This is a genomic window from Clostridium sp. MCC344, assembly GCF_018785365.1.
GTDB lineage: Bacteria > Bacillota > Clostridia > Lachnospirales > Lachnospiraceae > Pilosibacter.
The window spans coordinates 121014-146434 of the sequence record NZ_WQPQ01000020.1; the positions used below are offsets into that span (position 1 = coordinate 121014).

Consider the following 25421-nt stretch of genomic DNA (forward strand, 5'->3'; position numbering starts at 1 on the left):
ACAATGGAAGATTTTATGAAATTCAAAAAGGCGTTACAGGATCGTTTTTCTAAAATGCAGAAGAATGCAGACCATTTATACGAGATGGATGTAGATAAGGACATTTTATGGAATACATATTTAGACAGTTTTCCAGCCGGAACAAACAAAATGTTCCGTCAGAGAAGAGAATATGATTGTAGCTGTTGCAGACAGTTTATTAAAAATATCGGTGCAGTCATTGCAATTAAGGATGGCAAGATTTATACGCTCTGGGAAGAAGTTACTGATGATGCAGTGTATAGACCGGTATGCGAAGCACTTAACACATATATAAAAGCGCAGAAGATTAAGGATATTTATATCAGTGAGTTTTCTAAAATCGGAACTGATCATAACTTTGAAAACATTGACGGGAAAGCACATCGTTGGGATCACTTTTTCTTAGAGCTTCCAAGCAATTATGTGAATTGTTCCTGTGACTCGAATGAAGAAATTAAAGGACAGTACCGAGATACGAAAAATGTATTTAAGAGATCTCTCGATGAGATTACTATAGATGCGGTTGATACGGTTCTGGAGTTAATCAATTCAAACACTCTTTACAAAGGTGCAGAGTGGAAAGCTGCCTTAACAGAGTTTAAGAAATACAAAAAAGAATATGCAAATCTTTCTACTGACAATGAAAAGGATCTGTATGCGTGGGAAAAATCAGCAACAGCAGGTATGGCAGTTGGTAGAATTAGAAATCATTCTATTGGTGTTCTGCTAACTAATATCAGCGAAAATATGGATCTTGATCTCGCAGTTAAAAAGTATGAGCAGATTGTTGCGCCAGCGAATTATAAACGTCCAAAGGCGATTTTTACAAAGAAAATGCTTGAAGACGCAAAGAAGACAATTACAGAACTTGGATACATGGATTCTTTACAGCGTCGCTTTGCAACATTAAGAGATATCACAGTAAACAATGTTTTGTTTTCCAACAAATCTGCAGTTCGAAAAATGGTTGGGGCAGATGATATTTTTGGAGAGATGGAAAAGGATGTTGCAATTAGCCCAAAGAGATTTTCTAAAGTAGAAGAGATTTCTGCGCAGGATTTTATTGATAAGGTGCTTCCGACCGCAAAAGAAATCGAAGCTTTCGTAGAGAATAAACACGAGAAGAATTTTGTATCCTTAATTGCTCCTGTGAATCCGGATGCCAAGTCAATGTTTAAATGGAATAACGGCCTGAGCTGGGCATATACCGGAAATATTACGGATTCAGATATAAAACAGAATGTAAAGGCAGCCGGTGGAAACGTAGACGGAGTTCTGAGGTTTTCTATTCAGTGGAATGATGATCAGAACGATAATAGCGACTTAGATGCTCATTGTATTGAACCGGATAAAAATGAAATTTATTTTCTTAATTGTAGAAAACCCAAAGTATCTCGTATGGGTGGTCAGCTTGATGTTGACATTGTTCAACCGATGGAAGATAGACCCGGACAGCCAGCAGTAGAAAATATTACCTGGGCAGATATGTCTAAGATGAAGCCTGGGGTATATCGGTTTTTTGTAAATCAGTACTTTGCAAGATGTAGTAAAGGCTTTAAGGCAGAGGTTGAATTTAATGGGGAAATCCATGCTTTTGAATACAATAAGCCTGTGTTTGGTAATGTTATTGTTGCAGAAGTTACGCTTAACAACGATGGAACTTTTTCCATTAAAGATGTTCTAAATGGATCGTATTCAGTATCAAGCAGATCAATTTGGGGAGTTCAAACAAATCAGTTTGTTCCGGTATCCGTAATTAGTTACAGCCCAAATTATTTTGACGAGCAGGAAGGAATTGGTCATAAACATCTTATGTTTTTCCTGAAGGATTGTATAAATGGTGAAGAACCGAACGGCTGGTATAATGAATTTCTGAAAAATGATTTAGAAAAACATAAGAGAGTATTTGAGGCTCTTGGAGCAAAATGCCATGTGGCAAGTGTGGACGATCAGCTTTCTGGAATCGGTTTTTCTATGACAAAGAGAGCGGATCTTGTAGTAAAAGTAAAAGGCGCGACAGAACGTATCATGAAGATTAAATTTTAACTATAAAGGAGAATTATATTATGACAACAGCAGAATTGTTTATTGAGGCGACAAAGAAAAACTTTCAGTTCCCGTTCAGAGGAATGATTAATATCATTGATTTATGGGAGCTTTCTGTTCAGAGTCTGGATCTGGTCTTCAAGAGTCTAAATGCAGATTACAAAAAATCTGAGGAAGAAAGCCTTCTTTCTGCTCAGACGAAAGAGAGCGAAGAGCTTTCCGAAAAGATTGAGATTGTAAAGTATATCGTCAATGAGAAACTGGCTGAAAAGAAAGCGAAAGAGGACGCAAAGAAAAATAGAGAAATGAAGCAGCGTCTTCTCGAAATTAAGGCAAAGAGACAGGATGCAGCATTAGAAGGTTTATCTGATGCAGAACTGGATAAGATGATTCAGGCAATGGAGTAAAAGTAAATGTAAGGGATTGGTTAGATTCCTGATCAATCCCTTAACAATCCTTAAAATCGAAATTTCGAGGTGAGAAAATCATGAAAAGACAGATCCGAAGAGGTGTTTTTGAAACAAATTCTTCCAGTCAGCATTCGCTTTGCATCATGAAAAACAACAGTCATTATACCTCAAACGAAATCCTTAAGGAATTTTGTTTGTGGGATGACAAAGAGACTGGTGAAGAGGATTGTATATGGCATGTTGATGATGATGATCTGGAATTCGGAAGAAGTCCATTTAGAGCGTTAGGAACTTTTTATGACAAGTGGTTGTATGCTTGTGCCTCATTAGTTTTGGAATATAACGATGATAAGTATAAAGAGCTTGAAGCACTTGCATTAAAATATGTTCCTGGTTTAAAAAAGATTGTAATGCCAATGATTTTAGACTCTGTTCCTAATAAAGATTTTCCTGGAAATAAAAATAGTGACTATGTACAGAAATATGGAAAAACAGAAGATGAGTTCAATGAATGGCTTGACCAAAAAGAGGTAGCTTGGGGAATAGATGCAATTGGATATTGGGAAAACGACAGAGGGTATTTTTGTTTTGAAAGACCATATGTGGGATATGTGGATGAAGATATGCTTAGTGGTTTTCTTAAAAGAGAAAAAGTATCGTTAGAAGAATACCTGACGAATAAAAAGTATATTGTTATTCAAGATGGAGATGAAACATGTTACTGGTCTGATATGAAAAATTTAGGATTAGTCAATATGGATGTTATTGATCATGAATATCCAGTAAACAATGGAACGGAGGATTAAATATGAAAAGACAAATTAGAAAAGGCGTATTCGAAACAAATTCATCTAGTGTCCATGCATTGGCAATGTGTACAGAGAGTGAGTTCGACCGATGGGAAAATGGAGAATTATTATTCTGGGAACATAAGAATAAATTCGGGACTAGAGAAGAACTTATTGAGGAATTAAAAAAGTATACTGGTTGGAATGGAAAACTTTGGTATCGCGATACTGACTGGGATGATGAGGATCGAGTTGCGGAAATCTTTAAGGACGAAAATGTTAAAACATTCGATCAATTTTTTGATAACGAATGGTATGAAACGTATTCAGAAAAATATACAACACCAGGCGGCGAGAGTATTGTGGCATTCGGTTATTATGGTCATGATTAAGTAAAGGAGAATGTGAAAATGGAATTATTGGGGAGATATAAAAACGGCAATTTCCATGTCGCAATTTTTGACGATGGTACAAAAATAAGAGAAACAAACGATGAAGAGTTTACGCCTGATTTTGCAGAAAATATGGATATAAAAATCTGTAACGTATGCGACGTCCTTTGTCCCTTTTGTCATGAGGGAAGCACGAAAAATGGAAAACTCGGAGATATCTTAAATGAGAAGTTTATTGATACTCTTCACCCATATCAAGAGGTTGCAATCGGTGGAGGCGACATAACAAGTCATCCTGATTTAATTCCATTTTTGCAGAAACTCAAAGAGAAAAAGGTTATCGCAAACATCACGGTTAATCAGGTCCATTTCGAGAGAAAACAGGAGCTTATTAAGAAACTTGTTGATGAAAAACTTATCTATGGTCTTGGCGTTTCCCTTGTAAATCCAACAGAACATTTTCTAAAACTTATCAAACAATATCCTAATGCGGTGATCCATGTAATCAATGGAATTCTATCTGAATCCGATGTGGAAAAATTACAGAATAACGATTTGAAAATGCTTATTCTTGGATATAAACATTTAAGAAGAGGCAACGAGTATTTCGAGGCTGATCAGACAGAAATCGAGAATAAGCAGCGTTGGCTGTATGAGAATTTAGAAAGCCTTGTTGACAAATTCAAGGTGGTAAGTTTTGATAATCTTGCCATCGAGCAGTTGCAGGTTAAACGTCTGTTGAGCCAAGAAGAGTGGGACGAGTTCTATATGGGCGATGACTCTGAGTTTACATATTATATTGATATGGTAGAGAGAAGATTCGCAAAGAGTTCGACTGCTTCGATGGACCAGCGATATGATTTGTTGAATTCAGTAGACGATATGTTTGAAAAAATCAGAAAGAAAAGGTGATGGTGCTATGCGTTGGCTGATTAACAATCTCAGATCGTGTTTTTGTAAGCACGACTGGGAAATGATTTTCGATTGCACTAGCGTTAACAATAGCGGAGAAGCAGTTAATAAGATCAAGGTTTATCGATGTAAAAAATGCGGTATGGAGAAAAGGTATACAGCACAATGAAACCGATATTTCAAGATAACATATGAGGTAACATATGAGAGAACAGAAATTATATATTTGTGATTATTGCGGTACGCAGTACAAAGAAAAAGTCAGGTGTGCTGAATGCGAAAAGTCACATATTGGAATCACAAAAATCAGAGATATAAACTATCATGCATGTGGGAAATACCCTGATCGTGTAGAGATAGTTTTCGATGATGGAAGTTTTGCATATTACAAGAGGTAAAATGCACGTTTCAAAAGGAGAAAAATGGATAAATATATAAGCGTAATTACGAATTTTGGATGCCATTATTCGTGTCCATATTGTATTGTAAAAAATAATGATTTGCATATTCCAAAGAGTACGGTTGAAGGATTGAATTCGTTAATTTCGGAAGCTGAAAGGGGCGGTTGTAACTGGATCTCGTTATCCGGTGGTGGCGATCCATTGTGGGAGTATCAGAACCACAAAGATTGGTACAGAAAATTTTTTGATATCGCAACAGATTATAAGATCGAACTACATACAAGTATTCCAAACGTAAAAACATTCCCATATTTTTTCTTCAATCGGGTTGTATACCACTTGCACAGTTATGATCAGTTGAAAACTATTAAGCGAGACGGCAACGAAATTGTTCGTGTAGTATTTGTCGTTACAGAGAATTTTACAGAAGGGTTAGTTGATAAAATCGCAACATTTTGCCAGGAATCTTCTGAGATTGATGAGCTGAGTTTCCGGCAGATGGTTGACGATCATTATCAAGACACTTATTACTGCCAGAAGTATCTGAGAGAAGGCCATCAGAAGCGTTGGTGGTACATCGAACAGTGTGATTATAATCTGTATTATTGCGAGAATAAAGTATATACAGAATATAAAAACATCGGGGTCGATCAAGAAAAAGTAATTTAACGCACGTTTCATAGGGAGAAAACAAATATGGATAAACAAACATTTGATTACGTATCATTAAAACCAATTGCAGATAGATTTAGAAAAGCGGCTGGGACAATTTCTGATTACGAAATCAGAGATATTATCAAAGATCAGATTGCCCAAAATGTGAATAAGCAATTGGAAGATAGTTATTTTTCGTTGGAACAGATCATCGAAGACTGGTTTTATGATAACGATAATATTGAGTGGATTAATAAAACTCTGAAAGCCTCAATTGAAAATAAATTATTTGATAAAATTAGATAGGGGAATAAAAATATATGGGAGGTTTCGCACCTAAAAAGGTTGAGAAATTAACCGAGGAGCAAAGACAACTTGTAGAGGAGAATCATAATCTAATTTATAAAGTGCTTTATGACCATCATCTTGATATTGATGAATGGTATGGTGTTGCAGCATTAGCATTATGTAAAGCAGCAATACTATTTGATCCAGGTAAAAATATTCAGTTTAGCACATATGCGTGTGCGGCAATTTGGAATAATATTTGCAATCAATATTATTTGACTATAACAGATAGGCAGATCCCAAAAGATAAAATTTATTCGCTAGATTATGAATATGGAACTGGTGAAGAGGCCTATACAATAAAAGATTATTATGCAGATAATTACTCTTTTGAAGACGACATATTGACAATGGAGCGTTTTGTAAAAGGATTAAATAGGTTTAAAAATCCAAGAGATAAAAGTGTTATTGTTATGGCATCTGAGGGATATACATATGAGAAAATTGGACAGGCTTATGGAATTTCACGAGAACGGGTTCGACAGATCATTCAAAGATATGCGTTCTATATAGGGTATAAACTTCCAAAAGGTAAAGGATTCAATAGGAGAGGCGAATGACAAAATATGTTCTGACTTTAGTGACCCTCTGTGTGGTCCTGTGGGCTTGGTTAATACATCACCAACGACAATTTCCACGATACGAATGGTACAAACCTTTTAGAAGGCGTCTAAGGGCTTCAGTAGATGAATATTGTAAGGTAAGTAAAAATCTTCGTTCAGTTAAAACTCTGATTTCAAAGACCGAAAATGATCTAAGTGTGTTCGATATCACATCAGCTCGTCGGATAATCATCCAAGAAAATCTCAATAAATTAAAAGAAAAGTATAAAGATTTAGAGAATAAATATTATGAAATCTCTAATGAAATTATATTGCTCTATAACGAACATGAGATGGAAATTGAGAGCGAGGAAAATATGCTAAATCCTCAGATGTTAGAGTTAAGAGATTTGTGGCGTATTTACACAGAGAATAAATTATAGGAGGTAATGTTATATAAAAAGAATAGATATGATAGGGAGGACTTTCGGGCTTCTAACAGTAAAAAGTGTTTCTGAAAGGTCTACATCAAAACGTCTTATATATGTATGTGACTGTAAATGCGGTACAAAGGATGTAGAGGTGTCTGGCGATAAATTGAGAAGTGGGTGGACAAAAAGTTGTGGCTGTTTGGTGAAAAAAAGAGCGAGTGAAATTCATAAAAAAATTAATACATATGATATCACTGGTCCATATGGTATTGGAATATGTTCAAATAGTGATACAAAATTTTTCTTTGATCTGGAAGATTATGAAAAGATTAAAGATTATTGTTGGATGGAATTGAAGAATGGATATATAGCAACATCTTTAAATGATGGAAGATTAATATATTTACATCGATTAATTATGAATGCAACAAGTGGGCAAGTCGTTGATCATGTACGGCATAATCTTTATGATTGTAGAAAAGAAGAATTACGTATTGGAACACAAAGTAATAATATGATGAATTTATCTATGCGAATAGATAATACATCTGGAACCACTGGAGTTTGGTTGGATAAAAGGAACAATAATTGGGTCGCTGAAATTAAGGTAAACAAGGAAAAAATAAATTTGGGATCTTTTATTAATAAAAATGATGCTATAAAAGCGCGTAGAAATGCAGAAGAGAAATATTTTAACAATTGGTCATATAAAAATTCTACTGGTCTTTACAACAATGAAAATTTGGGGTATCACTGCCACGGATAGTTTATGAGAAACGAATGCTATAAGAAAGGACATATAATGAAAAATATATTAAAGCGATTGTGTTTGGTAGGAACGATTTTCCTTATTTGGCTAATTGCCTCGCAGTATTACAATTCACTGTTTGTACCAAATCCGGTGGACGTGTTTAATAATTTCAAAATTTCTATAAGAAGCGGAGAACTATTTATTGCGATTAAATATTCGTTCCTACGTGTTACGATAGCATCAATGCTATCGGCAGTGATTTCTTTACCGGTCGCTTTAATTGTTTTCAATATTCCTTTGGCGCATGATTTTCTGAATCCTGTAATTTCTGTTCTTAGATATATCCCAGTGACAGCATTTTACCCACTATTGATTATGTGGTTCGGAATTGACGAAACGATGAAAATTATTTTCTTATTTATGGCGACATTTGTTTATATGATGCCATCTGTGATTCTGTGTTTGAATGAAATTAACCAGGATTTAATTGATACGGGTTTAACTATTGGAATGAGTAAAATGCAGACCATATATAAAATCCAGTTCCCAGCGTCGTTGCCGAGCGTTTTAAACAGCTTTGTAATGTGTTATGGAATCGGTTTTACATATCTTGCTGTCGCAGAAACAATTAATGCAAAGCATGGTCTTGGTTGGATTATTCAGCAAAATTCTTCAAGAGGAAGAACCGATATGGTGTTTATGGCAATTATCACAATTATGGTTATTAGTGTGATTTTTGACTGGATAAGCAAGAGAATTATTAAGAGAATTTTTAAATGGAGGTATATCAATGATTGAACTACATAATCTGACAACTGGTTACAGTAGAGACAAACCATTATTGAAGAATTATTCCGCAAATTTTGATAAGAAAATTTATGGAATTCTGGGCGAGTCTGGTTGTGGAAAAACAACTTTATTGCGTACAATTGCAGGCCTAATGAAGCCGTTAAATGGAGAAGTAATAATCGATGGGAAGCCAGTAACAAAGGCATTTAAAAACAATGTTTTTATGATGCATCAAAATTATACTTCGTTTGATTGGATGACCTGCCTTCAAAATGTTCTTTTACCAATGAAGATTAAGAGAACGATTACAAAAAAAGATGTAGAAAACGCTAAAGACTTTTTAGATCATGTAGGATTAAATGGTTACGAGAATAAATATCCAAAACAGTTATCTGGCGGTCAACGACAGAGATTGGCACTCGCAAGAACACTCTTTGCGAAACCGGAAATAATTTTGATGGATGAGCCGTTATCCGCACTTGATCCACAAACTCGGTCTTCGATGCAAAATTTGGTTATGAAGCAGCATCGAAAAGAGAATAATACAGTGATCATAGTTACACATAGCTTGTCAGAAGCTGAAAAAATGTGTGATTTGGTTATAAATTTATAAAAAGGAGTAGAACATGGGATTATTTCAGAAGTTAGGTCTTGTAGAAGAAGTTGACCGACCAAGTAGAGAAGATCTATCATATGATCTTTCTGATGAGCAGGTTGAAGATGTAAACCTTGAAGCAGTAAACACGAATACACTGATTGCGGATATATATGATCAGAATGATCTTAACGACCAGTCAAAGTCTATTTTTAAAGTTGAAGAGCTTGTGGACTCTCTTCCAAAAGAGATGGTAACCGAGACAAAGAAAAATAGTGTTCTTTCTGCGCTGGGAGTATTCGGATTAAATGCTGAAATCGTTACTGAAGACGGAGAAAAGCGTGTTGATATCCTAAAAGCTGCGCTTGCAAAAATTTCTTCTGAAAAGAATGAACTGGTTGCAGATTATCAGGAAAGAATCGAATCCTGTAAAGAGACGATTGCAGAATTAGAGAAGAATATCGCAGAGGAACAGGCTGTACTTAAGGCTTCTACTGAGACAATTAATGCAGAGTCCGACAGAATCAGCAAACTAATTTCTTTTGTGGGAGGTGAAGCTTAATGGAACTTAGAAATATTCTGCCAATTCTTGTCATTATTCTGATTGTATTGGTGTTATGGATTTCTCCTGAGTTGCGAACTTTACTTAAAGGAATCACAAGAGTTTTTGTTAAAGATATGGCGACAACACCAGAGGGAGCAGAAGCTATCTACGGTGAGAAAATTGACCAGGCGCAGGATGCATATAACAAAGCGGACAATGCGTATAAGCTTGCAGCAGGAAAATATAGTAACGCAAAAAGAGATTTAGATAATTTAAAGGCGAAACTGAAAAAAGTAGAAGTGGATTGCGAAGCTCTTGTGAAGGCTGGGAAAATCGATTCAGCTCAGTTAAAGGCTGAAGAGAGAGAAGAGATTATTGCAGATATTAACAGAGGAACGGAGCTTGTAAAGGCGTATGAAAAGGCATCTGTAACCGCAAAAGAAACTCAGGAGCGTTGCGAAAAGAACCTTCGAGCATTAAGACGAGAGAGTAAAGAAGTCGTAGAGAATATGAAAGTAAAGAAACAACTTCAGGAAGTATATGATGACATGGATGATCTGAAAAATGTTACCGCAACGGACAAACTTCTTACATCTGTTCGTGAGAAAAATAAGGATCTTGACGCTATTGTCGAAGGGTCCAGAGTTGTTCATGAAAATAGAACGTCTACGAAGCTTGCGAGAGCAGAAGCAGAGGCGCGGAAAACCTGCAGTAACGATTATCTGGATTCTTTAAAGAAAAAATACAACAAATAAGGAGAAGAGTATGAGTACAAAGAGATTTAGACTGACCAAAGCGGCCAAGATCCTGATTGCAATTATTGTGATGGCGTTAATTGGTGGCGGCGTGTATTTCGGAATGAAAACAGGTTTAATTAAAAATTCCAAGAAAAAGCCGGTAGATGTCGTATCTGAAACCAAAGCTATGCAGACATCCGAATCCGTAGAAGCCGACGATGATGGAAATGTGATCAACACAGATAAAGACGACGATAAAACAATCAATCTTTCCTTAGACGAGTGGATTGGCTGGAAATCAATTATCGACGCAAATGGAGGTTTAAGCACAAAAGAAGGTTCGATCTATGATAAACTCGGCATTAAAGTGAACATCAGTATCATTAATGACGCTACACAGTCCAGCAATGCTTTAATCAGCGGAAAATTAGACGCAGCAGGTTACACTATTAACAGAACGGCGTTCCTCTCTAAGAAATATGCTGATGCCGGTGTGGATGTAATTATGCCGTATGTCACTAACTTCTCTAATGGTGGTGACGGTATTATTGCAAAGTCCTCTATTAATTCTGTTGCAGATCTTGTAAATGCGAAGATTGGCGTTCCTCAATTTTCCGAAGCACATTCCTTAGTAGTGTGGTTCGTAAACCAGTCTGACTTAACACAGGACCAGAAAGATACAATTATCAATAACTTAATTTTCTTTGAAACTCCAGATGAAGCCGCGAAAGCGTTCTTTGCGGGACAGATTGATGTAGCTGCTACGTGGGAACCGTATCTTACACAGGCTCAGAATATGTCCGATGCACATATTTTATTTAGCACTGCAAGTTCTTCCAGTTTAATTATGGATGGTATTTTATTCAATGCTGATTTTGCAAAGAAATACCCAGACACGGTAACAGCATTTATTGATGGGTCTCTTCAAGCATCGGATTTATATAAGACAGATTTGACAACTATCAAGAGTGTTATGCCGATGTTCTCCACAGCTTCTGATGATGATATTTTAGGAAACTGTGAATCTGCGAAACTTTGCACTTATGCAGACAATATGAGTTTATTAAACGGAACAGCAAAGACTATTTTTTCTGATATGTGTGGTGTTTGGGAATCCATTGGAGAAACCGTAAACAGAGATCTTCTGAATACAATTTTTGATAATACATATATGTCTGCACTCTCTGATAAGTACGATGCTCAGGATCTTACAAAAACAGATGCCAATGTTATCGTCACAGAAGAAAATAAGCAGGAGGTGCTTGATACCGTAGCATTATTACAGAAGTCCGCTACTGTAAACTTTATCATTAACACTGCGAAATTCACAGATTCTGCAGATGCTACACAGAAGCTCGACGACTTTATTAACATTGCGAAGGTTCTTGATGGAACAATTATTGAGATTGCGGGGAACACAGATCCGAACCCATATTCTGATCCGCAGGATATTGCAAATAAGATGCTTTCTCAGCAGAGAGCAGAAACTGTTAAGCAGTATTTTGTTTTAAACGGAATCTCTGCCGATAGAATCATAACGGTTGGAAATGGCTCCAGTAAACCAATGGTTGACAATGACACCGAAGAGCATAAGGCTATGAACCGTCGTACAGACGTGTCCTTCAAGTGTATTGAGTAAGGAGAATCTATGATCGCTTTGAATATTGGAACATTTATCGCTGTGTTTGCCGTTGCGCTCGCAGTAGGATATCTGTTTGGCAAAAAGAAAAGATGATATTAGCTATCCGTAGTGTCATAGCTACGGATAGTATTTCAGAAAATATAAGAGGAGGAATGATATGCCGCCACAGATTATTTATACGCTTGAGGATAACAAAGAAATTCTTGAGTGTGGACCATTTAAGATCAAAAGAGATAACTTACATAGTGCCGACTGGATCGAATTGCTAACGATGCTTGGTATCCAGATTACGTGCAATTACAGTGTCAAAGAGGCAAAATTCAAAGAGGTAAAAGAGGATGATTAAATCGTTTGTAAAAGCACTTACAGTAAATCTGGCAGTTACAGCTATATGGTATGCATCAGAGTGGATGCAATTCGGAGAATTACAATTCAACAGGGAGTGCGATAACATCGTAAACACTATTTATCTGTTTGTTTTGTGGTACTTATTTTATGAAAATGAACGATGAAATCGATCTTTCGTAGGAGGGGAAATTTGGAATATAAAATTGCAAGGATTCAGCATTCTGGCACATGCGGAGAACGCTGGACTGACCGCGAAGACGGCAGATATATACATAGAGTAGGACGAACAGTGGAGCTTGATTTAGAGAATATAGAGGTAGGATTACCGATGATTATACATTATGTAAAAGATCGGGACGGTAGCGATTATAGCACTTTTATCTTGGCAACAAGCCGTGTAAAAAGAGTTTATGTGCCGGATGATAATACTGTGATTGTAGAGACCAGAAATAGTATTTTTAGGTTTGAGAAATGCTAATGAATTTTTAGTTTCAAAAGGAGATTTAGATGTTAAATAAAGAAAAATTTGCAAAAGAAATTATCGAGATCGCGACAAGTGGGGGAACCCTTGGCGTAGCAGATGGAAAGCCATGTGTATGCGGTATGGAAAACTGTAATGACTGTGATTTTCATCCTGGCACTTGCGTAGATCAATTAGAAAAATGGGCGAATTCTGAATATAAGGAATTTGAAATCGACTGGTATAAGGTTCCAGTAGATACACCGGTTTTGGTCTGGGATGCATTTACAATAAATAAGCAGAAAAGATATTATGCTGGACTAAAGAACGGATATTATATGACCTTTGACTATGGAGCAACGAGCTGGTCTTTTAGCGGAGAGAGAACTTTATGGCATAATTGCGAACTCGCCAGAAAAGAGGATATTCAGAAATACAGAAAGAGGTAGCGTATGCCGAATTATGAACCATCGACTTGTCAAAATTTGGAGTGTCATTTCCGGGAAATATGTAGAGTGCTGGACGATATAGATGAAAAAAATTGCGCACACTATATCCCTCCAAAGCCTGATCCAGTTCCGATCAAATGGGAGAAAGAATATTCAGATTCTACTCTTATGAGTTTCACAAAGAAGCAGCTTATCGAGTATATTCATTGTCTTGTACATAACAACAATGTTTTGCAGGAGACGGTAAATGAGCAAGCCAATACGATGATGAAGATATTAGACGTGTAAAATACAAACAAAGAGGAACAAAAAATGGAATTTGTAAAATATTATTACCCACCTTCGAAAACATGCGTCGAGGGAACAGAGTATGTCAATATAATTGCAAATATAAAATTCGATAATGAGGAAGTATTTTGCGGAAAGCCTCGAATTATCTTAATTGCTATGTATGACAAACCATTTTTTTCATGGTCTAAATATGAAATCGGCGTAGGCATACGAGACGATGACGATTTTGATATCGGGTATATTTATAAACCAACAAAAGAGCAGTTTTTCGATGCTTTACATGAATTAATTAACTGGATTCATGACCTTGAAATGGGATGCTGCTGTTGGGATGAATTCATCAAAGATTCGAATTTCTTTCCAAATTTGGACTGTGAAAGAGAGGAATGGTAACACGATGAAAAATCTGTTTCGAGGAGTTTATAGTTATGAAAAATAAAAAGGTTTTTATCGAAGTGACCAAGTTTCAGAGAAAAGTGCTTGATTATATTGGCTCAGAAGAGCTATCAAAAATGTTCGATACAACATATTTTAGCAAAGACGAAAATAAACAGGAATGTAAAATGGCAATGATTCATGGAATGTTAATTGCATCGATGATTACATCGAGATGCGACTTATATCATGAGCTTGAAATAAATAGGGATAATTATGAATAAAAGAAAGAGAAATAAACTATATAAAAATACACTGATTAAGATCAAAAAGTTACATCCTCAGAAGGGCGACATGATCGTTATGATGCCAGATTTCGAGAAAATTGATTTTGAAGTAGCGTACAAATATTTTGAGGCTTTAGGCAATGAAAAATTTCTTAATGGTGCTACTTTCGCGTTGGCGCCGTGTCCAATCAAATCTATTGGAGATAAAGAAGCTGCACAAAAATTTGTCGATAGACTTCAGGAAAAAGTAAATAAGATGGTGGGATAATTTATGGGTGAAAATCAAGCGCTTTTAAAAAGAATAGAGGAATTAGAGGAAAACCTGGAGTCCATAAAAAGAATTTTATCTGTACTTGGAGAAAATAAAAAAGTAAGATTTAAGCTTAACCAGGTGCCACACGTAATCGATTCAGGTTTGTTTCGTCAAACTTTTGGGAAAGATGCATATCTGTACGTTTATGAAGGAGGGAAAGAACGCTCCATTTTATTAAAAGAACTAAATTTTGATTTTATCACTGATGAGCCTAATTTTATAGTAAACGGAAATTATGTGACATTCTCTGTTAAAACATTGTTTGGCGCAAAATATAATTATAGAGTTAATTATAAGAACGGAACCTATACGTGTGACTAAAATTACGCTTTCAAAAGGAGAATAATTATATGGCAACATATGAAAGACTGTACAATGAGAAGGGTGAACTGGCTGTACTATATGGAAGCTTTTGGAGTACCGACGATGCTGAATTGCACAATTTAAAAGGTGAAGAAGCGTATCGGCTGGCTCTGGATAAAAGAGTTATAGAGTTCTGGCAGTCCAACAAAGATTTCTACGACATGTTGGACTTCTTAAAAAGTATTGGATACAACTGGCCAAGTGGAGAACCGGATAGACAAAAATTAGCTTGGATTCCCAAAGGGACACCATTTTATATTCATACATATGACGGTGATGAGACAATTGAGACACCAGAGAGTTGCAACATGATTATAGCGTGAGTTAGGAGAAAACATAATGATTGGGTTAATTTGTGGGTTAGTTCTTGCATTTATTCTGACAATGTTCGGAGTTGATAAAATCTTTATTAACGAACTGCAACCGCTTTTTGTAAATGTAACATTAACTACAGGACATTTTTATATTGTAATGGCAGTTGTAGGGTTTATTGCAGGAATTGATCCAACAGGTTAAATTAAGCATTTCAGGAGGTATAACAGCACGAAAGTAATTCAGAACAATTATAAAAAAATAGAGAATAAAAAAGTAGAGAAAAATACTTTTATTACATATTGTGACCAGTGTAATTCTGAGCTTGAAATCACAAAAAAAGATACTCATATTGGTTGGCTCGGTGCTCGATTTGTAACCTGTCCATGCTGTGGAGAAGAATCTATGGTTGAAGAGCTGCAAGGCATTACTCTTACAAAAGATAATATCCAGTTACCTGCGCATTTTTACAGAACAAAAACAGGGAAAATTGGTGTTAAGGAGGTTACAAATCAGAAAGTCGTAGATGAAATAAAGCGAGGAATTGAGTGGCTACGGAGTGACAAGAATGAATATTATTGGTTTACAAAATATGGAGACCTCTTTCTAATTATATTTAAATACGATGGAGACGGAGAATATAACGTGTTGGTTGCGAGGGATTGGTATGAAACAGATATCCCATTCGAAGAGGATGATTACAAATGGGATTCGAAAAGACTTTCAGAAGATGATGACGACATGGGTTGGGGAGGAGATGATAATTTATGACGGATTTAGAAACTTGGTTCCTTGATTTCGGTAGCGACCACATTTTCAGGCTATACGATCCATTTTCAATTTGCGTAGTGGAAAAAGTGCGAATTAATAACATGATTGAACTTCCAAACAAAGATGTACTAATTGAATATTCGGTAGTTAATAGCGAAGAAGATTTTAACGCAGAATGGGGTAAGGCACCTTTATGTTATAAAAAACTCAGTGAGATCAAATTGGAGTATCATCCGTATGATAATCAATTTTGTTCAAATGCAACTGCCTTACCAGCAACCGAGTAAAGGAGACAAAATGAGCTGGAACCCTGTGTTAAATAAATTTATTGAGATAAAAAATACATATAAAAATAAAATTGGCGAACCAACCTATTCTTATAAGTCTGGCTATACAGATGAATCAAAAACATGTCTCGAACGATGGGTTAAAGAGTTAATTGAAAAATTCCCAGATAAGCAATTCCAGCAGTATGAAGAACTTATTTCTTGCTTGGAAATGAATCAATGGAATCAGTTTTTGATAATCAGATATGCCAGATATAGTAATGTATATGACGGTGAGATCGAGTCTTCTGGCGAGGATTTTTGGGACAGATATAGCGGATTTTATAGAGAATGCAGGAGTGTTGTTATTGACGTTGTAAATGATAAAATTGTATTAGCACCATTTAAGAAATTTTTTAACATCAATGAACTTGAAGAAACTCGTCTGGAGAATGTAGAACGCAGAATTGCTACCGCGACAAATGTTGAATTTTCTAATAAACTTGATGGCTCAATGCAATCGGCAACGTGGTATGATGGTCGGATTATTATGGCTGGAAGTCAGGCAATTGATCCAAGTAATTCATGGAGATTGCAGGAAGGTTATAGAATGCTTGATTTGCGTCCAGGTTATAAGAGAATGCTGACCGAACACCCTGGTCTGACTTTTATTTTTGAATATATTTCGCTTAAAGACGCTCATGTTGTTAAATATAAAAAAGAGCAAGAGGGACTATATTTGATTGGCGTGAGAAACAATAATGACGGCAGAGAGTTACCATACCGTTCTGTTTTAGATGTCGCATATGTTTATAATATTCCGACAACGGAGATTTTTGATAAAACATTAGGCCAGGTAATGGCAGAACTTGATGAAAAATCTTCTGATGAAGCAGAAGGGTTTGTCATTAACATTGATGGGTATAAGGTTAAAGTCAAGTACAATGACTACGTTCATATCCATAAAGCTTTATCTAAATTATCCTCAATAAATCTAACCATTAAGTCTATTGCAGATGATACGTTCGACGACCTTCTTTCAAAACTTCCAGAAGCTTATCATGACAATGTAAAAAGAGTTGCAAATATTGTTTTTAATTATATTTGTGACACTGAGAACATCATTAGAAAATATTATAATAAAGCACCAAAGAACGATAAAAAGAAATTTATGATTTGGGTCGATTCTAATGTTCCCCAAAAATATCGCGGATTCTGTCGATCTTTGTATCTCGGAGATCCAATTAATGTATTAAAAAAACATAATGGTTCTGGCTATTTAAAACTCAAAGATATGGGTATCGAGGATTATGGAAAATTATTTGCAAACAATGAGAATGAATAACAGGGAACAAGAAAAAAAACGAGGTAAAAATGACAATCAAAGACATTGAAACAAAACTTTCGTCAAAAGAATATGATTTCTTGAAAACTGATAAGAATCTTGGAAAGAATATTATTCTTTTAACTCTTGGCGGTAGCTATGCCTATGGAACCAACACCGAAAACTCTGATCTGGACATTCGCGGATGTGCATTAAACACAAAGAGACAACTGCTTACAAATGAAAAGTTTGAGCAGTTTGTAAATGAAGAAACCGACACTACAATTTATTCCTTCAATAAGTTGATTACACTGCTTTCTAATTGCAATCCTAATACCATTGAGGAGCTTGGTAACAAACAGGAACACTATCTTTATGTGTCATCCATTGGTCAGGAATTACTTGATAATGCTCACCTGTTTTTATCTAAACGGGCAGTATATTCATTTGGCGGATATGCGAACCAGCAGTTGCGGAGGATGGAGAATAAAGCTAATAGATTAGTTGGACAGGCACAAAATGAAGAATACATTCTGAATACCATTAAACATGCAGAATATGATTTTAAGGCGCGATACTTCACTATGCCAGAAGATGCGATCAAACTCTATACTGATATAGCAGTTCAGGAAGGATATGACTCCGAAATCTTCATGGACGTTCACCTCAAACATTATCCACTAAGAGATTACAAAGATTTATGGTCTGAGATGCAGGGTATCGTAAAATCCTATGCCAAAATTGGTAAAAGAAACGAGAAAGCGATCCAGAAGGATAAGTTGGGAAAGCATATGATGCATCTTATCAGATTGTATTTGATGTGTTTAGACATTCTTGAAAAAGAGAGAATTATTACTTACAGAGCCAAAGAGCATGATCTTCTTATGGATATTCGAAATGGTAAATATCTTGATGCCAATCGGTAGCCAATCCCAGAGTTTTATGAAATGGTAGATGAATATGAGAAACGTTTAGATTATGCGAAGAAAAATACAAGTCTACCTGAAAATCCGGATTATAAGGCAATTAATGATTTTGTCGAGAGTGTAAATGAAAGAGTCGTAAAAGGAGAAGTATGAGCGAATTTGTGAACAATAAACCATCACTCTATGTTATGTGCGGGCTTTCCGGAAGTGGAAAATCCACCATTGCAAAAGAGTATCAGAAAAAGATTCCCGGCAGCGTGATTATCTCTTCTGATGAGATTAGAGAAGAATTATGCGACGGAAACCGTGCGGATCAGAGTAAGAACGACGAAGTATTTAGAGTATTTCACGATAGAATCCGCAAGAATTTGGAGAAACATAAGAATGTAATCGTAGATGCAACCAATATTACTATGAAGTCCCGTAGAGCTATTCTGGGCAAAGTGAACGGTCTGGATATTAACAAGATTTGCCTGATCGTTCCAAAACCGTATGAGCAGTGTCTGGTTGATAACAAACTGCGTGAGTGGCCGGTTCCTGATGAGGTGATTGAACACCAGCGCAGTCGGTTCCAGATTCCATTCAAGGAGGAAGGTTGGACGGAGATTAGGATTGAGGGTGGATTTAAAGATCGACCGTATAGGTTCGATGAGATGATGAAAGGGTATGATCAGAAAAGTCCGTACCATGCTTTTACTTTAGATGAGCATTGTCAACTTGCGGCTGACATGTTCTTCGACATCAAAGGATACAGACAGCCATGGTATGCTGGAGCACTACTGCATGATGTCGGAAAACTGTTTACACAGACCATCGATGAAAACGGTATAGCTCATTATTACAATCATGAGAACGTCGGCTCGTATGAAATTTTGTCATTAAAGCCGAATGAAGAGGATATTGTAGACATCTGTTTCCTGATCAATTATCATATGTTGCCGTTCAGTTGGAACCTTAATTGGAGCGAACCGACGAGAACTATGAAGAGATGGCAGCGCCGATTCGGAGAAGAAAAGTATCAGATGTTATTAGATTTCCATGAATGCGATATGGCTATGGCGTAGGAGAATAATCATATGGGTAAGATTGTAGAAACAAAATGGAAATCATTTATGGGCAAGGATACGATTGCTTTGTCTTTAAATGAAGATTTGGATGGTCCGTATACGGTATCAAATCTTATAGAGTTGTTGCAAGCCGTAAAAGAAAAATTCGGAGATAAAAACATTCTAATTCACGACGAGCAAAACAATCTCGTTTGTGGATTTAGAGATATTTATTTGGAGCCAGGATTTTCATACAATTATGACGGGAAAACATACAATGTTGATTGTGAAATTCACATATCGTTTTAGGTGAGAGGTAGTCATATGGAATATACAAAGTGGGAAGACGGCAAAGCCAAGCATGTGCTCGATTTTGATAGATGCATTGAGTCTCTGAGGGAAAGAAATGCTGATCAGGACAAGCGAATCAAAAGCCTTGTGGAAGAAAATAAACGCCTCAAAAGTGAACATTATAAAGACACAGAATTGCAGAATTTACAGCATAAATATGATGAATTAAAGAAGGATGTTTACAGAGGTTTTCCTATTACCGAAGAAGAAAGTAAGCGTATTTACGAGTGGAAATATAAGCACGAGATGCAGGAACACCCAAGAGCAAGTTATACCTATATTTTCGCACCTACCGCATTAGGGTTGGCTGGTAGAATTAAATGTTCATGCGGTGCTGAATTTGATTTTAGAAAACTTGATTAGGAGAATAATACTAATCGATAAAAAATGATTAAAACCTGCGTTTCAAAAGGAGAAAGAACAAATGAAAATTAAGAGAAAAAATAGTGAAAAAGTGGAAGTTTCAACACTTGACGTTGGTGATTGTTTTGAGTTTGCAAATGAATTATTTTTAGTAATAAAAAATAATTTCGATGATATAGTCGTCGATAAGCCAATGCATGTTTTGGTAGTAAATTTAGGAGAAAACGAGCTGGATGATTTTACCCCAAGTACACATGTAAAAAAAGTAAATGCTAAAATTGTTGCCGAGTAAGAGGTTCAGTATGTTTTTTACATGGTATAAGAATAGAATCGAAAAAAGGAGAAGAAATAAGTGAAGATCATAAACAATTATGGCGGGAAAAGAAAATTAATTAAGGATGTTTTAGTAGGACAGTGCTTCATGTATAGTGATCGGTTATGCATGAAAGTAAAGTCCAACACATCAGACGAATACTATAATAATAAAATCGTAGATTTTGAAAACAATGAAATAAATGCAATTGCAGATTCGGCAGAAGTTTTGGTTATTAATGCAAAAATTGTTATTGAGTAACCGATGAAATTTTGCTTTCGAAGGGGAATATAAAAATGAAGATAATTGTTGACAAAATGCCAGAATGTTATTCGGAATGCATATTTGGAAAATATGATTATTGTGGAACAACATGTATATTAAAAAAATATGATGATGCCATGTGCTGCTTAGAAGAATGTGATTATTTACAATCATTCGAGGATCTTATAAAAGAAAACATAACAAAATATACGAGAGGAAAATAATTATATGGTTAAGAATCCGACTTCAGTTCTTATTGGAGAAAACTGGGAGTTTCCACTGGATATGGAAGATTGCATAGGATTAGTTAAAGAGTATTTCAATGATAATCTCGCTGGAGCCATTGAATATTTTTACGCATTGAAGATTAATGAGTTAAGTTCTGAAATTGACAGTTTACATGACGAGATCGAAGATCTCGAAGGAGAAGTAGATATGCTTAGAGATCGGGGAGTAGATCCAGTAGAAACCTGGGATTATTAAGGAGAATAAACATATGATTCAGAAGTGTAGAAAATGCGGATCTTTATCATTATTTACTGAACAGAAGGGTTCGAATATTGGTCTATACTGTAGGTCTTGTGGATCATGGCAGAAATGGCTAAATAAAAACGAGGCGCGATTATTTTCGGAGAATAATAAAGAAGATGAACCAAGTATTCAAGTCGATGACGGACTCAGAGACAGATTGGAAGAGTTTGTACAAGCACTCGACGATATGATCGATAAAGAATTCTCAAAAGAACCTATTAGCGATATGGATGCGATGCGTAAATCATCATATTGTCTCGCATTGGAGCGTGATAAGAATTCTATTATTAATATTCTCGAAGGAAGAAAATACTGGGAGATGGGAGAATAAATATATGATTCTATTAGATGGAAAAGAAACGGCTCAAGAAGAAAAAGACCGTTTAAAGGAAATTGTTGATTCTGGAATTCATCGGAAGCTTGTGATCGTGCAGGTGGGTGACAATCCAGCGTCAAATACATATATCAAGAATAAGGTTAAAGCTTGTGAATATGTTGGCGTTGAGTGTGAAGTAAAGCGCTTTAAGGAGAATATTTCAGAAACTGAATTGTGCGGTCATATAGCAAGATTAAATGGTGATAAATCAGTAGATGGAATTATTGTACAACTTCCATTGCCGCCACAGATAATCGAAAGAAGAGTTCTTTCAGTGATCAGAGCGAAGAAAGACGTTGACGGTTTTACAGATAAAAACGCTGGGCGATTAATGCATGATTATCCTGTCGGACATATTCCTGCGACTCCATTAGGTATTAAGTTACTGCTCTTAAAATACAACATTGAGGTAGAAGGAAAAGAATGTGTAATCGTTGGGAGAAGTAATATTGTAGGAAAGCCAATGGCACATCTGATGCTCGGAATGGATGCGACAGTTACGATTGCGCATTCGCACACTAAGAGTCTTAAAGAAGTTTGCAAGAGAGCCGATATCCTGATCGTTGCAGTGGGTAAGCCTAAGATGATTAACAGAGAATATATTAAAGAGGGTGCTGTTGTAATCGATGTAGGAATCAACCGAGACGAGAATGGTAAGCTTTGCGGAGATGTGGATTTTGATGATGTAAAAGACGTTGTATCCGCTATCACACCGGTTCCTGGTGGCGTTGGCCCGATGACAGTGGCTATGCTACTGAACAATGTGGTAATAGGAAGAGAATAAACAATATGGTGTGGTACTGGATTTCGATTCAGTGCTACACCAGAAAAGAGAATAAAAGTATGAACGACGAAGATCTGATACAAGAAAATGACCATTTCGAGATTCCAGAAGAATATTTACATATGAACTTAGACGAACTTAGAAAAATGCGGTTGGAGCTGGAAAGAAAAATTCTGGAAAATCGAGGTCAGAAAAGAGAATAAATATATAGACAATGGGCATTTGCCAAGCGGTAAGGCACAGGAATTTGACTCCTGCACTCGTTGGTTCGAATCCAACATGCCCAGTTATGCGAACTTAACTCAACTGGTAAGAGTCACGGCCTTATAAGCCGTATGCCCTGGCAAGGTTTAAACTCGGTTCGACTCCGAGAGTTCGCACTGCAGCAATGCAATAAAAATATTTTAAAGGAGGATTTCTATTATGGGAATCACATGCAAAATGACAGAACTTAAAGGCGTTATGAGAAAAATGGCAAATCAGCAGGAAAAAGAAAAGGCTGAAAGAGTCAACGCAAAGAAGAAAAAAGAGGAGAAAAAGGAGAAATAATGAGAGGAATTATTGCAATCATTATCTGGGTTATTGGAGCAGTTTTAGGGCTATATGTCGGTGGTTGGTTAATGTTTGTTAAACCGATTATTGCTTGCTGCGTTGCGTTTGACGCAGGAACTCTTACAGGATTAATGGTTGGGACATCAGCCCTAAAATGCATCTTTGGAAGTACCGTTGGTGGAATTATTTTCCTGATTTGTCATGTCATTTCTTCTATGTTAATTGTAAATAGGGATTAGGAGAATAATACATATGAAGTTCACAGAAATTACAACAGACAAAGGTACATACCGCCTTACCAAAATGATTGAGTATGGGCACGAAATAAACAGCGCTGATTGGTGCTACAACTACTGTATGGCAATTGGACCAAACGCAGAAACGCGCAGAAAGAATCTGGCAAAAAATTTGATTGAAATGGCTTTGAAAGTGTCAGATAAATCAACAAAAAATACTGAATGGTACAAAAACAGGAAAAATTTTACTGAAATTGAAGCTTAGAAAGGACGATGAAAGATGAATTTCAACATGGATGATGAAACAACAAAAGCACTTGTAAGTGCAGCAAAAGAGGATCCTATGATGGCAGTAGAACTCGTAAAACAGGTAATTGATTTATATAAACCAGCCGTGTATGGTATCCTGCATGAGCTTCTGGGAGTCTATAAAGACTATGCGAACAATACAGAATTCCCAGAAACAAAAGCAAGAGTGTCTAAGAACGCCTATGATGCATATATGAATGTAGGTTTTACAGCAGATCAGGCAATGGCACTTCTTATTAATGATAACCTGCGACTGATGGAAGCAGCTAAAACATCTTCTAAAAGTAAAAAGAAAACAGAGAATAACTAATTAGGCTTTCTATTTGTTCCTGATCCGGTTCGGATCAAAATTCAAAAAATAAAACATAATACCAAATTTCGGTAGGGTGAAAATAGCGCACCCTTGGGTTTTTGTACCCCAAAATCGCTATTTTAGATAGATTTTTACATATTAGCGACCTGATGATCCGCCTGTATCAATGAGATGCGGGCGTTGAGATAAAGAAAATAATTTTTATACATAAGGAGTATATTTTATGAATTTTGAAATGCTTGGAAAACTAAGTATCGGAAAAGAAACCGACAAATTTAAACCATTTACAGAAAGCAAATATGAATCTGGATGGGTGAGAAGGCAGTTACTTTTTAATGTAACATGCGGAGACAACAGACATATGTTGACGATTCAGAAAGGGGCATTTCCTGACGGTGATGTATATACCTTTTCTAAGGGATCTGTAGGTGCTGATGGAAAGAAGACAAAGGGTGAGTTATTAAAAATTCCATTCAAAGATCGCTTAACATCTCCTTTATTAGCAGAGGTTGCAGAATATAAGAAGTTTGTTTTTGATCTTGAGAAGCCAGGCCGTAGATATAAACTACAGCGTTTGGCTGATGATGTTCACGAAGGTAAAGATGTAACTGATGAAGCTCTTAAAGAAGTTGGGTTGGAGAGTGTTGATGAAGTCGCATCTGCACTCGAAAAGAGTAATAAGAAGCACCATGAATTTATTTTTGAATGGGATTTTATGGACTTTATTAAAAAAGTCGTTGATAGCGGTAAATATACTGACGCAAAATTCCACATCAGAGGTAACGGAGAATACCAGTATTCCGAAAACAAGCAGCAGGTTTATGAAAGTTATGTACCAAGCCGCATTTATTTAGCGAATGATGACGAGGATGAATATTCTACGGCGACAATTAATCTTATCTTTAATGCAGACAGTTTAGATGAAGGCTCTGTTGAAGAGAAAGGTAAATATTATGTCTCTGGTCACATGATGGAATACGACAACAATAGAAGGGCAAATATTCCGGTTCCGGTTAGCATTGTGATTCCTGCGGTATATGACGATGAAAAAGAAAAAAAGAAGGTAGAACGTATTAAGCATAAGTTCATCGTAGAGGATGACACATATAAAGAATATGGTGTCGTTGTGAATATGCTCAATGGTGCCCAGAAGACAGAAATCACGGAGGATATGCTTACCGATGATCAGAAAGAAGATTTGGAGTGTGGACTGATCACTCTGGACGATATTCGTGCAGAACTCGGTGGAAGTGTTTATGGGGAAAGAATTAGAGAATATCAGTTTGTAAAACCGGCCAAAGGCTTTACCAAAGGACGTCAGGACACGGTATACACCGATGACGATATGGTAATCCGTCCACTTGAAAAAGAGGATGAAAACACCGAGGAAGATTTATTCCAGGATGAAAACGCTGTTGATGATGATGAACTATAATCCGTAAGGGGAGCAATCCCCTTACTATACAAAATAATATAATTTAAGGAGATAAATACA

At 36.2% G+C, this 25421-nt stretch carries 45 protein-coding genes and 2 tRNA genes; all 47 read left to right on the forward strand.

All coding sequences use genetic code 11. The features are described 5' to 3' along the window. The first annotated feature begins 3 nt into the window (after positions 1-3). The 47 genes from GPK90_RS05235 to GPK90_RS05455 all read left to right on the forward strand — a co-directional run bounded on the left by GPK90_RS05235 (position 4) and on the right by GPK90_RS05455 (position 25361). Complete coding sequence (locus GPK90_RS05235) at positions 4-2067, forward strand: hypothetical protein (protein WP_215702393.1); 2064 nt, start codon at positions 4-6, stop codon at positions 2065-2067. A gap of 20 nt (positions 2068-2087) precedes the next feature. Further along, positions 2088-2474: a hypothetical protein gene (locus tag GPK90_RS05240; RefSeq protein ID WP_215702394.1), complete on the forward strand. Its 387-nt coding sequence runs from the start codon at positions 2088-2090 to the stop codon at positions 2472-2474. Positions 2475-2554: 80 nt separating this feature from the next. Then, complete coding sequence (locus tag GPK90_RS05245) at positions 2555-3283, forward strand: hypothetical protein (RefSeq protein ID WP_215702395.1); 729 nt, start codon at positions 2555-2557, stop codon at positions 3281-3283. A 2-nt stretch (positions 3284-3285) separates the two neighbouring features. Next, positions 3286-3657 (forward strand): hypothetical protein, encoded by a 372-nt coding sequence (locus GPK90_RS05250; protein ID WP_215702396.1) that lies wholly within the window; start codon positions 3286-3288, stop codon positions 3655-3657. An 18-nt stretch (positions 3658-3675) separates the two neighbouring features. Then, positions 3676-4569, forward strand: coding sequence for a radical SAM family protein (locus GPK90_RS05255; RefSeq protein WP_215702397.1), 894 nt, complete (start codon positions 3676-3678; stop codon positions 4567-4569). A 203-nt stretch (positions 4570-4772) separates the two neighbouring features. Next, positions 4773-4967, forward strand: a complete 195-nt coding sequence (locus GPK90_RS05260) for a hypothetical protein (RefSeq protein WP_215702398.1) — start codon at positions 4773-4775, stop codon at positions 4965-4967. A 24-nt stretch (positions 4968-4991) separates the two neighbouring features. Then, a complete protein-coding gene (locus GPK90_RS05265; protein ID WP_215702399.1) occupies positions 4992-5639 on the forward strand; it encodes a hypothetical protein in 648 nt (215 codons plus the stop codon). 27 nt (positions 5640-5666) lie between these two features. Next, the gene (locus GPK90_RS05270; RefSeq protein ID WP_215702400.1) at positions 5667-5930 is read left to right on the forward strand and encodes a hypothetical protein; all 264 of its coding nucleotides are present in this window, start codon (positions 5667-5669) and stop codon (positions 5928-5930) included. Between the two features lie 14 nt (positions 5931-5944). Beyond that, entirely contained in the window at positions 5945-6532 is a 588-nt protein-coding gene (locus tag GPK90_RS05275) for a sigma-70 family RNA polymerase sigma factor (RefSeq protein WP_215702401.1), read from the forward strand. Continuing rightward, positions 6529-6957: a hypothetical protein gene (locus GPK90_RS05280; RefSeq protein WP_215702402.1), complete on the forward strand. Its 429-nt coding sequence runs from the start codon at positions 6529-6531 to the stop codon at positions 6955-6957. The genes GPK90_RS05275 and GPK90_RS05280 overlap by 4 nt, the downstream gene beginning before the upstream one ends. Before the next feature lie 139 nt (positions 6958-7096). After that, complete coding sequence (locus GPK90_RS05285; RefSeq protein ID WP_215702403.1) at positions 7097-7711, forward strand: hypothetical protein; 615 nt, start codon at positions 7097-7099, stop codon at positions 7709-7711. Positions 7712-7747: 36 nt separating this feature from the next. After that, positions 7748-8494 carry an ABC transporter permease gene (locus GPK90_RS05290; protein ID WP_215702404.1) on the forward strand — a complete coding sequence of 249 codons (747 nt, stop codon included), beginning with the start codon at positions 7748-7750 and terminating at the stop codon, positions 8492-8494. Continuing rightward, positions 8487-9098, forward strand: coding sequence for an ABC transporter ATP-binding protein (locus GPK90_RS05295; RefSeq protein ID WP_215702405.1), 612 nt, complete (start codon positions 8487-8489; stop codon positions 9096-9098). The genes GPK90_RS05290 and GPK90_RS05295 overlap by 8 nt, the downstream gene beginning before the upstream one ends. Positions 9099-9111: 13 nt before the next feature. Next, positions 9112-9642: a hypothetical protein gene (locus tag GPK90_RS05300; protein WP_215702406.1), complete on the forward strand. Its 531-nt coding sequence runs from the start codon at positions 9112-9114 to the stop codon at positions 9640-9642. Next, entirely contained in the window at positions 9642-10379 is a 738-nt protein-coding gene (locus GPK90_RS05305) for a hypothetical protein (RefSeq protein WP_215702407.1), read from the forward strand. Before GPK90_RS05300 ends, GPK90_RS05305 begins: the two co-directional genes overlap by 1 nt. A 10-nt stretch (positions 10380-10389) precedes the next feature. Next, positions 10390-12000: a phosphate ABC transporter substrate-binding/OmpA family protein gene (locus GPK90_RS05310; protein ID WP_215702408.1), complete on the forward strand. Its 1611-nt coding sequence runs from the start codon at positions 10390-10392 to the stop codon at positions 11998-12000. A 160-nt stretch (positions 12001-12160) separates the two neighbouring features. Further along, positions 12161-12349, forward strand: a complete 189-nt coding sequence (locus tag GPK90_RS05315; RefSeq protein WP_215702409.1) for a hypothetical protein — start codon at positions 12161-12163, stop codon at positions 12347-12349. 192 nt (positions 12350-12541) lie between these two features. Continuing rightward, a complete protein-coding gene (locus GPK90_RS05320; RefSeq protein ID WP_215702410.1) occupies positions 12542-12829 on the forward strand; it encodes a hypothetical protein in 288 nt (95 codons plus the stop codon). Positions 12830-12858: 29 nt separating this feature from the next. Further along, the gene (locus tag GPK90_RS05325; RefSeq protein WP_215702411.1) at positions 12859-13260 is read left to right on the forward strand and encodes a hypothetical protein; all 402 of its coding nucleotides are present in this window, start codon (positions 12859-12861) and stop codon (positions 13258-13260) included. Positions 13261-13572: 312 nt separating this feature from the next. Further along, the gene (locus GPK90_RS05330) at positions 13573-13944 is read left to right on the forward strand and encodes a hypothetical protein (RefSeq protein WP_215702412.1); all 372 of its coding nucleotides are present in this window, start codon (positions 13573-13575) and stop codon (positions 13942-13944) included. Positions 13945-13979: 35 nt separating this feature from the next. Then, positions 13980-14210, forward strand: a complete 231-nt coding sequence (locus tag GPK90_RS05335; RefSeq protein WP_215702413.1) for a hypothetical protein — start codon at positions 13980-13982, stop codon at positions 14208-14210. Between the two features lie 70 nt (positions 14211-14280). After that, positions 14281-14481: a hypothetical protein gene (locus GPK90_RS05340; RefSeq protein ID WP_215702414.1), complete on the forward strand. Its 201-nt coding sequence runs from the start codon at positions 14281-14283 to the stop codon at positions 14479-14481. 3 nt (positions 14482-14484) lie between these two features. Continuing rightward, the gene (locus GPK90_RS05345; RefSeq protein WP_215702415.1) at positions 14485-14847 is read left to right on the forward strand and encodes a hypothetical protein; all 363 of its coding nucleotides are present in this window, start codon (positions 14485-14487) and stop codon (positions 14845-14847) included. Between the two features lie 29 nt (positions 14848-14876). Continuing rightward, positions 14877-15212 (forward strand): hypothetical protein, encoded by a 336-nt coding sequence (locus tag GPK90_RS05350; RefSeq protein WP_215702416.1) that lies wholly within the window; start codon positions 14877-14879, stop codon positions 15210-15212. 16 nt (positions 15213-15228) lie between these two features. Beyond that, a complete protein-coding gene (locus GPK90_RS05355) occupies positions 15229-15405 on the forward strand; it encodes a hypothetical protein (RefSeq protein WP_215702417.1) in 177 nt (58 codons plus the stop codon). Between the two features lie 201 nt (positions 15406-15606). Further along, entirely contained in the window at positions 15607-15972 is a 366-nt protein-coding gene (locus GPK90_RS05360) for a hypothetical protein (protein WP_215702418.1), read from the forward strand. After that, complete coding sequence (locus GPK90_RS05365) at positions 15969-16259, forward strand: hypothetical protein (protein WP_215702419.1); 291 nt, start codon at positions 15969-15971, stop codon at positions 16257-16259. The genes GPK90_RS05360 and GPK90_RS05365 overlap by 4 nt, the downstream gene beginning before the upstream one ends. Then, entirely contained in the window at positions 16210-17583 is a 1374-nt protein-coding gene (locus GPK90_RS05370) for a T4 RnlA family RNA ligase (protein WP_215702420.1), read from the forward strand. Before GPK90_RS05365 ends, GPK90_RS05370 begins: the two co-directional genes overlap by 50 nt. A 29-nt stretch (positions 17584-17612) precedes the next feature. Next, complete coding sequence (locus tag GPK90_RS05375; protein ID WP_346011210.1) at positions 17613-18488, forward strand: DNA polymerase beta superfamily protein; 876 nt, start codon at positions 17613-17615, stop codon at positions 18486-18488. A 21-nt stretch (positions 18489-18509) separates the two neighbouring features. Continuing rightward, positions 18510-18641, forward strand: coding sequence for a hypothetical protein (locus tag GPK90_RS19515; RefSeq protein WP_346011211.1), 132 nt, complete (start codon positions 18510-18512; stop codon positions 18639-18641). Then, the gene (locus GPK90_RS05380) at positions 18638-19552 is read left to right on the forward strand and encodes an AAA family ATPase (RefSeq protein WP_215702421.1); all 915 of its coding nucleotides are present in this window, start codon (positions 18638-18640) and stop codon (positions 19550-19552) included. The genes GPK90_RS19515 and GPK90_RS05380 overlap by 4 nt, the downstream gene beginning before the upstream one ends. 12 nt (positions 19553-19564) lie before the next feature. Further along, on the forward strand, positions 19565-19843 hold the full coding sequence (locus GPK90_RS05385) for a hypothetical protein (RefSeq protein ID WP_215702422.1): 279 nt from the start codon (positions 19565-19567) through the stop codon (positions 19841-19843). A 15-nt stretch (positions 19844-19858) separates the two neighbouring features. Then, positions 19859-20248: a hypothetical protein gene (locus tag GPK90_RS05390; protein ID WP_215702423.1), complete on the forward strand. Its 390-nt coding sequence runs from the start codon at positions 19859-19861 to the stop codon at positions 20246-20248. 61 nt (positions 20249-20309) lie between these two features. After that, positions 20310-20540 carry a hypothetical protein gene (locus GPK90_RS05395; protein ID WP_215702424.1) on the forward strand — a complete coding sequence of 77 codons (231 nt, stop codon included), beginning with the start codon at positions 20310-20312 and terminating at the stop codon, positions 20538-20540. Positions 20541-20600: 60 nt separating this feature from the next. Then, on the forward strand, positions 20601-20822 hold the full coding sequence (locus tag GPK90_RS05400) for a hypothetical protein (RefSeq protein WP_215702425.1): 222 nt from the start codon (positions 20601-20603) through the stop codon (positions 20820-20822). Between the two features lie 35 nt (positions 20823-20857). Then, positions 20858-21049: a hypothetical protein gene (locus GPK90_RS05405; protein WP_215702426.1), complete on the forward strand. Its 192-nt coding sequence runs from the start codon at positions 20858-20860 to the stop codon at positions 21047-21049. A gap of 4 nt (positions 21050-21053) precedes the next feature. Further along, entirely contained in the window at positions 21054-21308 is a 255-nt protein-coding gene (locus tag GPK90_RS05410; protein WP_215702427.1) for a hypothetical protein, read from the forward strand. A gap of 13 nt (positions 21309-21321) precedes the next feature. Beyond that, positions 21322-21687, forward strand: a complete 366-nt coding sequence (locus tag GPK90_RS05415) for a hypothetical protein (RefSeq protein ID WP_215702428.1) — start codon at positions 21322-21324, stop codon at positions 21685-21687. A gap of 4 nt (positions 21688-21691) precedes the next feature. Further along, on the forward strand, positions 21692-22516 hold the full coding sequence (locus GPK90_RS05420) for a bifunctional 5,10-methylenetetrahydrofolate dehydrogenase/5,10-methenyltetrahydrofolate cyclohydrolase (protein WP_215702429.1): 825 nt from the start codon (positions 21692-21694) through the stop codon (positions 22514-22516). A 59-nt stretch (positions 22517-22575) separates the two neighbouring features. Beyond that, complete coding sequence (locus GPK90_RS05425) at positions 22576-22719, forward strand: hypothetical protein (protein WP_215702430.1); 144 nt, start codon at positions 22576-22578, stop codon at positions 22717-22719. Positions 22720-22731: 12 nt separating this feature from the next. Then, a tRNA-Gln gene (locus GPK90_RS05430) sits at positions 22732-22803 on the forward strand. A gap of 4 nt (positions 22804-22807) precedes the next feature. Continuing rightward, positions 22808-22896 (forward strand) — tRNA-Ile (locus GPK90_RS05435). Positions 22897-22939: 43 nt separating this feature from the next. Further along, positions 22940-23065 (forward strand): hypothetical protein, encoded by a 126-nt coding sequence (locus GPK90_RS19380; RefSeq protein ID WP_275950564.1) that lies wholly within the window; start codon positions 22940-22942, stop codon positions 23063-23065. Then, positions 23065-23307 carry a hypothetical protein gene (locus GPK90_RS05440; RefSeq protein WP_215702431.1) on the forward strand — a complete coding sequence of 81 codons (243 nt, stop codon included), beginning with the start codon at positions 23065-23067 and terminating at the stop codon, positions 23305-23307. Before GPK90_RS19380 ends, GPK90_RS05440 begins: the two co-directional genes overlap by 1 nt. 13 nt (positions 23308-23320) lie before the next feature. Next, complete coding sequence (locus GPK90_RS05445; protein WP_215702432.1) at positions 23321-23569, forward strand: hypothetical protein; 249 nt, start codon at positions 23321-23323, stop codon at positions 23567-23569. 15 nt (positions 23570-23584) lie between these two features. Continuing rightward, positions 23585-23923, forward strand: a complete 339-nt coding sequence (locus tag GPK90_RS05450; RefSeq protein WP_252197351.1) for a hypothetical protein — start codon at positions 23585-23587, stop codon at positions 23921-23923. Positions 23924-24149: 226 nt separating this feature from the next. Continuing rightward, a complete protein-coding gene (locus tag GPK90_RS05455) occupies positions 24150-25361 on the forward strand; it encodes a hypothetical protein (protein WP_215702433.1) in 1212 nt (403 codons plus the stop codon). The last annotated feature ends 60 nt before the right edge of the window (positions 25362-25421 follow it).

What these genes read in the sequence shown, in the direction of transcription:
- GPK90_RS05235 (WP_215702393.1), top strand. Translation starts at nt 4, where the DNA reads ATGGAAGATTTTATGAAATTCAAAAAGGCGTTACAGGATCGTTTTTCT.
- GPK90_RS05240 (WP_215702394.1), top strand. Translation starts at nt 2,088, where the DNA reads ATGACAACAGCAGAATTGTTTATTGAGGCGACAAAGAAAAACTTTCAG.
- GPK90_RS05245 (WP_215702395.1), top strand. Translation starts at nt 2,555, where the DNA reads ATGAAAAGACAGATCCGAAGAGGTGTTTTTGAAACAAATTCTTCCAGT.
- GPK90_RS05250 (WP_215702396.1), top strand. Translation starts at nt 3,286, where the DNA reads ATGAAAAGACAAATTAGAAAAGGCGTATTCGAAACAAATTCATCTAGT.
- GPK90_RS05255 (WP_215702397.1), top strand. Translation starts at nt 3,676, where the DNA reads ATGGAATTATTGGGGAGATATAAAAACGGCAATTTCCATGTCGCAATT.
- GPK90_RS05260 (WP_215702398.1), top strand. Translation starts at nt 4,773, where the DNA reads ATGAGAGAACAGAAATTATATATTTGTGATTATTGCGGTACGCAGTAC.
- GPK90_RS05265 (WP_215702399.1), top strand. Translation starts at nt 4,992, where the DNA reads ATGGATAAATATATAAGCGTAATTACGAATTTTGGATGCCATTATTCG.
- GPK90_RS05270 (WP_215702400.1), top strand. Translation starts at nt 5,667, where the DNA reads ATGGATAAACAAACATTTGATTACGTATCATTAAAACCAATTGCAGAT.
- GPK90_RS05275 (WP_215702401.1), top strand. Translation starts at nt 5,945, where the DNA reads ATGGGAGGTTTCGCACCTAAAAAGGTTGAGAAATTAACCGAGGAGCAA.
- GPK90_RS05280 (WP_215702402.1), top strand. Translation starts at nt 6,529, where the DNA reads ATGACAAAATATGTTCTGACTTTAGTGACCCTCTGTGTGGTCCTGTGG.
- GPK90_RS05290 (WP_215702404.1), top strand. Translation starts at nt 7,748, where the DNA reads ATGAAAAATATATTAAAGCGATTGTGTTTGGTAGGAACGATTTTCCTT.
- GPK90_RS05295 (WP_215702405.1), top strand. Translation starts at nt 8,487, where the DNA reads ATGATTGAACTACATAATCTGACAACTGGTTACAGTAGAGACAAACCA.
- GPK90_RS05300 (WP_215702406.1), top strand. Translation starts at nt 9,112, where the DNA reads ATGGGATTATTTCAGAAGTTAGGTCTTGTAGAAGAAGTTGACCGACCA.
- GPK90_RS05305 (WP_215702407.1), top strand. Translation starts at nt 9,642, where the DNA reads ATGGAACTTAGAAATATTCTGCCAATTCTTGTCATTATTCTGATTGTA.
- GPK90_RS05310 (WP_215702408.1), top strand. Translation starts at nt 10,390, where the DNA reads ATGAGTACAAAGAGATTTAGACTGACCAAAGCGGCCAAGATCCTGATT.
- GPK90_RS05315 (WP_215702409.1), top strand. Translation starts at nt 12,161, where the DNA reads ATGCCGCCACAGATTATTTATACGCTTGAGGATAACAAAGAAATTCTT.
- GPK90_RS05325 (WP_215702411.1), top strand. Translation starts at nt 12,859, where the DNA reads ATGTTAAATAAAGAAAAATTTGCAAAAGAAATTATCGAGATCGCGACA.
- GPK90_RS05330 (WP_215702412.1), top strand. Translation starts at nt 13,573, where the DNA reads ATGGAATTTGTAAAATATTATTACCCACCTTCGAAAACATGCGTCGAG.
- GPK90_RS05335 (WP_215702413.1), top strand. Translation starts at nt 13,980, where the DNA reads ATGAAAAATAAAAAGGTTTTTATCGAAGTGACCAAGTTTCAGAGAAAA.
- GPK90_RS05340 (WP_215702414.1), top strand. Translation starts at nt 14,281, where the DNA reads ATGATCGTTATGATGCCAGATTTCGAGAAAATTGATTTTGAAGTAGCG.
- GPK90_RS05345 (WP_215702415.1), top strand. Translation starts at nt 14,485, where the DNA reads ATGGGTGAAAATCAAGCGCTTTTAAAAAGAATAGAGGAATTAGAGGAA.
- GPK90_RS05350 (WP_215702416.1), top strand. Translation starts at nt 14,877, where the DNA reads ATGGCAACATATGAAAGACTGTACAATGAGAAGGGTGAACTGGCTGTA.
- GPK90_RS05355 (WP_215702417.1), top strand. Translation starts at nt 15,229, where the DNA reads ATGATTGGGTTAATTTGTGGGTTAGTTCTTGCATTTATTCTGACAATG.
- GPK90_RS05360 (WP_215702418.1), top strand. Translation starts at nt 15,607, where the DNA reads ATGGTTGAAGAGCTGCAAGGCATTACTCTTACAAAAGATAATATCCAG.
- GPK90_RS05365 (WP_215702419.1), top strand. Translation starts at nt 15,969, where the DNA reads ATGACGGATTTAGAAACTTGGTTCCTTGATTTCGGTAGCGACCACATT.
- GPK90_RS05370 (WP_215702420.1), top strand. Translation starts at nt 16,210, where the DNA reads ATGATAATCAATTTTGTTCAAATGCAACTGCCTTACCAGCAACCGAGT.
- GPK90_RS05375 (WP_346011210.1), top strand. Translation starts at nt 17,613, where the DNA reads ATGACAATCAAAGACATTGAAACAAAACTTTCGTCAAAAGAATATGAT.
- GPK90_RS19515 (WP_346011211.1), top strand. Translation starts at nt 18,510, where the DNA reads ATGGTAGATGAATATGAGAAACGTTTAGATTATGCGAAGAAAAATACA.
- GPK90_RS05380 (WP_215702421.1), top strand. Translation starts at nt 18,638, where the DNA reads ATGAGCGAATTTGTGAACAATAAACCATCACTCTATGTTATGTGCGGG.
- GPK90_RS05385 (WP_215702422.1), top strand. Translation starts at nt 19,565, where the DNA reads ATGGGTAAGATTGTAGAAACAAAATGGAAATCATTTATGGGCAAGGAT.
- GPK90_RS05390 (WP_215702423.1), top strand. Translation starts at nt 19,859, where the DNA reads ATGGAATATACAAAGTGGGAAGACGGCAAAGCCAAGCATGTGCTCGAT.
- GPK90_RS05395 (WP_215702424.1), top strand. Translation starts at nt 20,310, where the DNA reads ATGAAAATTAAGAGAAAAAATAGTGAAAAAGTGGAAGTTTCAACACTT.
- GPK90_RS05405 (WP_215702426.1), top strand. Translation starts at nt 20,858, where the DNA reads ATGAAGATAATTGTTGACAAAATGCCAGAATGTTATTCGGAATGCATA.
- GPK90_RS05410 (WP_215702427.1), top strand. Translation starts at nt 21,054, where the DNA reads ATGGTTAAGAATCCGACTTCAGTTCTTATTGGAGAAAACTGGGAGTTT.
- GPK90_RS05415 (WP_215702428.1), top strand. Translation starts at nt 21,322, where the DNA reads ATGATTCAGAAGTGTAGAAAATGCGGATCTTTATCATTATTTACTGAA.
- GPK90_RS05420 (WP_215702429.1), top strand. Translation starts at nt 21,692, where the DNA reads ATGATTCTATTAGATGGAAAAGAAACGGCTCAAGAAGAAAAAGACCGT.
- GPK90_RS05425 (WP_215702430.1), top strand. Translation starts at nt 22,576, where the DNA reads ATGAACGACGAAGATCTGATACAAGAAAATGACCATTTCGAGATTCCA.
- GPK90_RS19380 (WP_275950564.1), top strand. Translation starts at nt 22,940, where the DNA reads ATGGGAATCACATGCAAAATGACAGAACTTAAAGGCGTTATGAGAAAA.
- GPK90_RS05440 (WP_215702431.1), top strand. Translation starts at nt 23,065, where the DNA reads ATGAGAGGAATTATTGCAATCATTATCTGGGTTATTGGAGCAGTTTTA.
- GPK90_RS05445 (WP_215702432.1), top strand. Translation starts at nt 23,321, where the DNA reads ATGAAGTTCACAGAAATTACAACAGACAAAGGTACATACCGCCTTACC.
- GPK90_RS05450 (WP_252197351.1), top strand. Translation starts at nt 23,585, where the DNA reads ATGAATTTCAACATGGATGATGAAACAACAAAAGCACTTGTAAGTGCA.
- GPK90_RS05455 (WP_215702433.1), top strand. Translation starts at nt 24,150, where the DNA reads ATGAATTTTGAAATGCTTGGAAAACTAAGTATCGGAAAAGAAACCGAC.